Raw genomic sequence first — 725 nt, 5'->3', positions numbered from 1 at the left:
CCCCCCCCCCCCCCCCCCACAAAAGCCTTCTCCTGCGCTAAGCCCTCAGCAACATGAACCCCGCCACCGCCAGGCACACCCCGGCAAACCCCACCTGCAACGCCCGCGCTGGAATCTTCGCGGAGAAGCGGCGACCCAAAATCATCCCGACGATACTCGCCGCAATGAACGCCGCCCCGATCCGGTCGATGCTCACCCCGGCGTGAAACGCACCCATCACGCCGATCAACGAAATCAGGCTGATGACCATCAAGGACGTGGCGACGATGCCGCGCATCTGCACGTCGGTCAATTGCTTGAACGCCGGGACGATGAGGAAGCCGCCGCCCACCCCAAGCAGCCCCGAAACCATGCCCGTGACCGCGCCCAATGCCGACAGCGTGGCGGTGCAGCGGGCGGTCCAGGCCAGGCGTCCGGTCTGGCGATCAAGCAGGCAATTCTTCTGGCCCCAACTGGCCGCGCCGTGATCGCTGGGCCCCGGCTGCGGGGTTTCCCGGCGCAGCATGCGCGCCGCCACCAGCACCATCAGCAGGCTGAACAGAATCATCAGGATTTTTTCCGGAAGCTGGTGGGCGAAATAGACACCGACCGGCGAGAACACCGCGCCCAGCAACGCAATGAGCAACGCCGCGCGGTAACGCACCAGCCCATGGCGCAACCCATCGATGGCGCCGACGGCCGCGGCGCTGCCCACCGCAAACAGCGCCACCGGCGCGGGGGGGGGG

At 67.4% G+C, this 725-nt stretch carries 1 protein-coding gene; it reads right to left on the bottom strand.

The window, feature by feature from the left end:
* Window positions 1-37: 37 nt before the first annotated feature.
* Window positions 38-725 (bottom strand): sulfite exporter TauE/SafE family protein (locus tag ACE04F_RS05795; RefSeq protein WP_486105387.1); only part of this gene is annotated, 688 nt, incomplete at its 5' end.

This window comes from Pseudomonas sp. AGC41, from assembly GCF_057334555.1.
Note: the sequence above shows the minus strand (reverse complement) of the source record. Positions and strands in the feature narration are given on the sequence as shown.